Origin of the sequence: Candidatus Hakubella thermalkaliphila (assembly GCF_013281975.1) — a bacterium.
Taxonomy (GTDB): Bacteria; Actinomycetota; Humimicrobiia; order Hakubellales; family Hakubellaceae; genus Hakubella; species Hakubella thermalkaliphila.
In genome coordinates, this window is sequence record NZ_BLRZ01000103.1 from 1 (window position 1) to 6582 (window position 6582).

At 44.6% G+C, this 6582-nt stretch carries 9 protein-coding genes and 2 tRNA genes; 2 read left to right on the top strand and 9 right to left on the bottom strand.

Going from position 1 to position 6582, the window contains the following annotated elements:
* Positions 1 to 299: 299 nt before the first annotated feature.
* Together HW443_RS08725 and HW443_RS08730 are read right to left on the bottom strand one after the other, a co-directional pair.
* A complete protein-coding gene (locus tag HW443_RS08725; RefSeq protein WP_176231961.1) occupies positions 300 to 1028 on the bottom strand; it encodes a metallophosphoesterase family protein in 729 nt (242 codons plus the stop codon).
* A gap of 61 nt (positions 1029 to 1089) precedes the next feature.
* Positions 1090 to 1266, bottom strand: a complete 177-nt coding sequence (locus tag HW443_RS08730; protein WP_176226589.1) for an indolepyruvate ferredoxin oxidoreductase subunit alpha — start codon at positions 1264 to 1266, stop codon at positions 1090 to 1092.
* Positions 1267 to 1499: 233 nt separating this feature from the next.
* Between HW443_RS08730 and HW443_RS08735 the strand changes: the two genes are divergently transcribed.
* Positions 1500 to 2081: a cytidylate kinase-like family protein gene (locus HW443_RS08735; RefSeq protein WP_176226588.1), complete on the top strand. Its 582-nt coding sequence runs from the start codon at positions 1500 to 1502 to the stop codon at positions 2079 to 2081.
* A 361-nt stretch (positions 2082 to 2442) separates the two neighbouring features.
* Positions 2443 to 2694: a zinc ribbon domain-containing protein gene (locus HW443_RS13975; protein ID WP_176238074.1), complete on the top strand. Its 252-nt coding sequence runs from the start codon at positions 2443 to 2445 to the stop codon at positions 2692 to 2694.
* A gap of 412 nt (positions 2695 to 3106) precedes the next feature.
* On the opposite strand, the gene HW443_RS08745 is transcribed toward HW443_RS13975, so the two are convergent.
* The 7 genes from HW443_RS08745 to HW443_RS08775 all read right to left on the bottom strand — a co-directional run bounded on the left by HW443_RS08745 (position 3107) and on the right by HW443_RS08775 (position 6386).
* The gene (locus tag HW443_RS08745) at positions 3107 to 3388 is read right to left on the bottom strand and encodes a hypothetical protein (protein ID WP_176230157.1); all 282 of its coding nucleotides are present in this window, start codon (positions 3386 to 3388) and stop codon (positions 3107 to 3109) included.
* Between the two features lie 158 nt (positions 3389 to 3546).
* Positions 3547 to 3792: a hypothetical protein gene (locus HW443_RS08750; protein ID WP_176231809.1), complete on the bottom strand. Its 246-nt coding sequence runs from the start codon at positions 3790 to 3792 to the stop codon at positions 3547 to 3549.
* 264 nt (positions 3793 to 4056) lie between these two features.
* Positions 4057 to 4132: transfer RNA gene (locus tag HW443_RS08755), tRNA-Ala, on the bottom strand.
* A 347-nt stretch (positions 4133 to 4479) separates the two neighbouring features.
* On the bottom strand, positions 4480 to 4932 hold the full coding sequence (locus HW443_RS08760; protein ID WP_176231808.1) for a HEPN domain-containing protein: 453 nt from the start codon (positions 4930 to 4932) through the stop codon (positions 4480 to 4482).
* The gene (locus HW443_RS08765) at positions 4929 to 5489 is read right to left on the bottom strand and encodes a nucleotidyltransferase domain-containing protein (RefSeq protein WP_176231807.1); all 561 of its coding nucleotides are present in this window, start codon (positions 5487 to 5489) and stop codon (positions 4929 to 4931) included. Before HW443_RS08765 ends, HW443_RS08760 begins: the two co-directional genes overlap by 4 nt.
* 298 nt (positions 5490 to 5787) lie before the next feature.
* A tRNA-Ile gene (locus HW443_RS08770) sits at positions 5788 to 5864 on the bottom strand.
* Between the two features lie 228 nt (positions 5865 to 6092).
* A complete protein-coding gene (locus tag HW443_RS08775) occupies positions 6093 to 6386 on the bottom strand; it encodes a DUF4870 domain-containing protein (protein ID WP_176231806.1) in 294 nt (97 codons plus the stop codon).
* Positions 6387 to 6582 lie beyond the last annotated feature (196 nt).

Genomic DNA, 6582 nt, shown 5'->3' on the forward strand with positions numbered 1-6582 from the left:
AATACGATTGTGCTGACCTTGTTTTAGATTCTTCTTAAAGAAATCTTCCTTATCTGAATTCCGCAATGAAAACATAGCAAGTGCTTCCTCATATCTATTCTCTCATAGATCCCTTACCATACTAAGCCCGCCTGGCGTAAAAGACGTGGCCGCCGCTATCACATTCCTTATCCCCATCCCTCATATATTCATCATAATTGCCATGATGGGGCCATCACCCGTGAACTATGAAAATATCAAGCATTTTCTAAGTAATTAAGGCCGGAGAGCGAATGGGCGCTGAGTCTCTTATCACGCCCTCATATGCCCAAGTAAAGACGTTTCCCCAATACCGGATCGAGTCCTGCTGAGAACACCTTTCTGGCAGCTTTATCTACATCGTAGTCCAGGCGGATCACTTCGATCTGAAAGCTATCCGAATCGAAGAGAAGAAAGGAGGCCCGGGGATCCCCATCCCTGGGTTGGCCCACACTGCCCGGATTGATCAGATAATAGGTATCCGTCTTGAGCTGGTGACGCTCCAGTCCTTGCCCCACAACCTCAGTATCATAACTGTGTAGGACAGGGCGGTGGCTATGGCCAAAGAAGCAGATTCTGACTCCCTTCTCCTCCAGGTAGGGAATTTGGCTGACAGCTTCATAATGGCTGAGAAGATAAGTATCACGATCCAAGGGAGACCCATGGACCACCAAAAAGCCAGAGTCAATCATCTTTTGTTCAGGAAGTCCAGCCAGAAATCTCCGATTCCTCTCCGTCAACTGGGGGTTGGTCCAGATCAGCGCACTCCTGGCCGCGTAGTTGAAGTAACCAAGCGATTCCAGGCTGGAGGCTCCTGCATCGTGATTCCCCATAATACAGGCTACGTCTCTCTCCCGCACCAGCTCAATACATTCATTGGGATTGGCATTGTAGCCCACTATATCCCCCAGGCACAGGATCCTCTCCACCCCTCCCTCATCGATTTCCCGGAGAACTTCTTCCAGGGCTTCCAGGTTAGAGTGGATATCCGAAATGATAGCATATTTCATGAGCAATCGACTAAAAGTTACAAGGGAAAGGCTGTCACAAAGCCTTTCCCTTGTTTATTGTTTACACTATGGTAATTGCCTCACGAGGACAAGCGTCCACACAAGCCTCGCAGTCCGTGCAATCGTCAGGATTAACAACGACGCACTTGTCTCCTTCCAGAGCGATGACCTCGACTGGACAGGCATCCACGCAGTCACCGATTCCTTCACATTTCTCGTTGTCGATCTGTACTACCATTTAACCTCCCTTCTGTTTTCCCGACATACGGAAATCTGAGCTAAAAAGCTCCTCTCGAGGAGCAAACCATTTCTAATTATATCACTTACTTTGTAACTTGCAATCAACTGCTGACGGCTTGAGCTGTCAGCAGTTGACCTGGTGAAAGTGTCAGCCAGGGGATACAGTTCTTCGCAGCATTCCTGTATAATTTGTCGCATCTATTGAGATGCTTTGTCACAGGACGATCGTGGATGGAGGTAAGGATGGCCGTGGTAACCATCTCCAGGCAGAAGGGAAGTGGGGGGCGTATCTTGGCCCATAAGCTGGCCAAGAAACTAGGGTATCGGTGCGTGGGCAAGGATGAATTACTGGAACTGTCCAAGAAATACGGATTACTGCCAAAAGAATTTGAGGCCGCTGACGAAAGAGACCCCGGCTTCTTCGTGGATGATGTGGAAGAGAGATATTTTATTGCTATGAATAAGATCATCTGGAAGCTGGCGGAAGAGGGAGACGTAGTCATAATCGGGCGGGCAGGAGCTGCCATTTTGCAGCACTTTCCGCATTCCTACCACATAAGAGTAATTGCTCCGGTGGAAGATAGGATCAAGAGAGTCTCTGAAAAGTATAACCTCTCTTACCAGCAAGCAACCAAAGAGGTGGAGCGGAGCGATAAAAATCGAGCTGGATACCACAGGAGGATTTACAAAGTAGAAATCGACAACCCACAACTCTATGACCTGGTTCTAAACACTCCCAAACTGGACATAGAAAGGACGTGCGATTTCCTGGCGGATTCTATCAAGAAGAGCCATGCCAGGAGTCAGCTATGAGATAAGGAAGATTTCTTTAAGAAGAATCTAAAACAAGGTCAGCACAATCGTATTACTGGCGAAGGGCTTGCTCGAACCGGCTAAATTGGAGGTATGATAAAACTTTAACAGATTTATAGAAAAGTCTTAACATTTGGTGAAACAAAGTCTATAATATAAATATGAAGTTATCTGATTATGCAAAATTAAAGGGTGTTTGCTATAAAACAGCGTGGAGACATTGGAAGCCAGGTCTTATCAAATGCGGGCAGTTACCAACCGGTACGGTAATTGTTCTTCCGCAGTCAGATAGACCTGATAAAGCGATCGTTTAAATAAGGAGTTCAGGAGTAAGTTTCAGAGATGGACTTACTCTAAGCTTATAAGCAGGATACAACAATTATCTGAAGTAGGTGGCGTCCACTGTCAGATGATTGCTCCTGCTTATACGTCACAGACCTGCAGTAGGTGTGGGTTTGTTCACAAGCTAAACAGGAATGGTGAGATATTCAAGTGTAGGCAGTGTGACTGCACTCTGGATGCTGATTGGAATGCGTCTTTGAATATCTTGAATCTTGGATTAGCCCAGCAGTCTATGGTCGCTGGAAACATGAAAGGCAATGTCTGTCTATAAAATTGCTAACTATCACTAAGCTCGTAACAATGCTTAAGAAATTATCTAGTGACTTCAGATTTGATTTTTTCGAAGGCTGGAATCAGCTCATCTATTAATCTTTGCCTCATGTGTGTGCAATCCGAGGTATCGAAGTACCGGACATTGCGACATTGGTTTTCTAAAAGACGATATTCCTCTGCTATGTGCTTTAGGTCTGTTTGCCATATATATTTTCTTCTTTGGCCATGGCTATCGGGATGAAAATTCAGTTGGGCCAGTTTGGAGTCTACATAATGGAGAGAAGTATAGAAAAGAATAGTGACTAGCCAATCTACATATGATGTGGTGTTCAGCTCAAATGAATTAAGAAAGCTCTTATTGTGGATAGCTTTTCTGATGTGTTCATTTTGAGAGGGCATGACCAATTGTCCTAAAGAATCTGGGTAAATGTTTCTGGCGGGGAAAAGATATCCTTAGGAATGACCCTGAAATCAAATTCAGGATCTGGGAATCGGTCCATAAGTTCGAACTCTGCCTTAAAGACTTGTCGCATTAAGGCAGTGTCGTCTCTGTCGATAATGGTCCAAATGCTAAAGCTATCCCCTCGTACCTTAAGGTAGGCTGCACTCACGCCATCTATCTTGCTAACGAGATCTTTAAAGGCATCAATAATTGCTTGCGATAGGGATCTAGTTGTTTGAATGGTAGCCATTTGGGTCACCCCTAGCCACACGGGAAACAAGCGGTATTGTCCAACACATGGTATTGATTTCAATTCCATTATAGCAGAATCGGATTGAACAAAAAGTGAGACTGTCCCTTCCCCTCGGGAATGTTCATAAGAAAGCTGCAACTTTGTCATAATTTCGCTCACCCCCTCTGCCCAGGCAACTCAGACAACTCTGGTACTTTATATTCAAGGCGTTTTTCATTTTCCTCAATAATCCGAAGAATTAACCTTGCTATTTCTTTAGCAAAGCTCGGCGAGGTATAAATATAGGCTGTATCGATGATTTCTTGGTTACGTGGATCACGTACCTCGAAGGTAAAAGTAGTCTCGGTGGGGTTTATGTTGATATTGACTGAATTACTATAAATAACTTTCTTTTCTCCCATGATTCCTCCCTTTTGTTAGGTCTTTGAGGCATCGGTTCCTCCGGAAGACCGGTCACATCGATTCTTTTTGATCTCTTCATAATCTCCTCTGGTGTCCTTTTGAATCCTAACAAGTGCAAAATAAGTGCAGAAGTCAAAAATGGACGGGTTTGATACTCGACCTGTAGCGGCCTGGCCCTCTTTCCTATATGGACAAAATATGGACAAGAAGCTTATCCGATCAAATTTTTACTAGTCTTTTTTGCCGTTTTCCCTGTTCAGAAGTGGTGGAGACAGGCGGATTCGAACCGCCGACCTCCTGCGTGCAAAGCAGGCGCTCTTCCATCTGAGCTATGCCCCCTCGAACTCCAGTCCTGTTTCATAAGAATTATATCAATCAAATTGCGCAAGTCAAAGAGGAGAAAGTATACTTTTGAGTATTATACTCTAGGGTATATAACTTCTCAGATCTTCTTGATCTCTGAATCAGAGATTTTTGGAATAGAACGTCGTCCTCAAATATGGGGAAATAGTGGGCAAGGGAATAGTCGCTAGCTGAAAGAAATAAATAGAACCGTGGTGTCGTCTACTGGTGCCTGGTTACTCAAAAACTGGTGGACGTGATTGTCAACTACTCAAACAGCACATACGTTGTAGGCTAGCTGGAGACGTGTTGCAAGAAAATCGCCGCTGGTTAGACGCTACTAGTTACTCAGTTTTTGGAATTCTGGATTCCTGTTTTGTGAGACGTTTGGCAGTTTTTAAAAACTCTTCTGCATCTTCAAGCATCTGGATGGCTGCTGCTTCGGAAAACTCGCCGTAATAATCAGCGTTTTCTCTTAAGGTTTTTCCAAGCTGTAAGGCTTCAACCAGCATAGGGCTTAATAATCCTTCTGATACAAATAAAGCCCTCATGGCCACGATTAAGCAGTAGTGGCTTCGCTCTCGATATCCCTTGGAATATATGAGCGCCCTGGCGGAATGAAACATAGAGTAATATGCCTGGATAATTGACCATTTATGGTTTCCGTCCTTGGAGCTCCCTTTGGCAGATTCAAGGTCCGATTGGGCTAAACCTATCTCCTTTGAAACGAGCCTTGTTGCTCTGTCAAATTTGGTTATCTTTCTTTTCTCCAGGCACTCTTCAAATTCTTTGTTCATTTTTTCTTTTCCCAGATTAATAGACCTCTTGATACTTCATCATAGAAGACGGGGTCTTTTTTCTTTAGTGATACAAAGTCAATGGGTTTTTTAGCTACAAGCTGGATTCTTTCGGCCAGCGGGTGACCACTGATCCTTTTTAGAGCCTCTCTTGGGTTGTTGGTGAGGACAAATAGATCAATGTCGCTTTCCTCAATATTCGTGCCGGTTGCGCTACTTCCAAAAAGAATAATCCTTTCCGCCAGGTCCTTAATCGTTGAAAGCAAAGGCTCAATCTTAAGTAGATTTATAATAACTTTGATCTGGCGAACTAGCGGATTCTCCAAACTCACTGAATAAAAAGACATCTTCCCTCTCTTCTGAAGTCTTACCAGACCATCTTTTACTAGAGCGCGAAGCGCAAAGTTAACTCCAGCTCTGCTAATAGAAGTCGCTTCTTGAACTTCTTTTTCTGTGTGCTCGCCACTGGGATGGTCAACAAGATGCTTTAGAATTTTTTGATAATTTGTGGAGAAAAGATGCTGTTGGGGTTCTTGATATTCTAATATTTTAGACATAAGTCTATTATATTAGATTATGCGGGTATGTCAAGGGAACTAACGGATTGTCCACTACTCAAACAGCACATACCTTGTAGGCTAGCTGGAGACGTGTTGCAAGAAAATCGCCCGTGACTAACGATAGATAGTTCCAAGATTAGATCTTGCGGTGTAAACATACCCGGCCAGCCTACCCGACAGATGTTCAACCAAGCCTTCTTTAAGAAAATCTTTGTTAAAAGCAAAAAGATCGAAAGAGCCAAATATACCGACCTTTCCGACCTTTTATTTAACTATGGTCTGAATAAGAACACGTTGGTGGGCCTACCTGGAGTCGAACCAGGGACCTCACCCTTATCAGGGGTGCGCTCTAACCTACTGAGCTATAGGCCCAACAAGGAGAAGAATATAGGGGCAGTCAAGAAGGTACCAATAATGAAGGTGTTTGTCAAGGTTACCGGCCAGGCGCCCTTACTTCTCCACCAGCTTTACCTCAATCCCGCCGGTAATCAGGGCAGAAAACTAGTCGCCTCAAAACTCCGAGGCGACTAGTTTTTCCGCATTATCCAAGGAGACCGGGACCAGAAGCTGCAACATGAGCCTGAGCCTGCCTCCCGTCCCCTATTCCATGTACTTCTTGGCTATGCCATAGATAACGGGTACCTCGAAGTACTTGCCCTGATAGGTCCACACTGCCAGCACGATGGAATAAATAAAAATTCCAATGACAAAAAGAATCACCAAAGGACCTATCAAGAATCCCATTATCCAACCTAGAACAGGTATCATAGAAATAACCCAACTGGCGATCCACAGTCCTATTACTGGGATCCAGAGCAACAGGGCCTGCCAGGCATGATATTTGACAAACCGGTCCTGTTTGCTGATGTCCAACAAAGCCAGGATGAGGGCCACGATCCCAATGGGATAGCCCAGAGCGGCTAATAACTTATATTCTGATCGCTCAGAGCAGCGGGCCGAGAGGGGGGTGTAGGTGCCTCTGGTCGAGTAGAACTCATAACTCTTACTCCTTTCGAAATAGTTTCATTGTTAATGAATCCCCTCACAGAACCGGACTTGCAGAGTAGGGTCAAGGAATGGCGCCATAGAC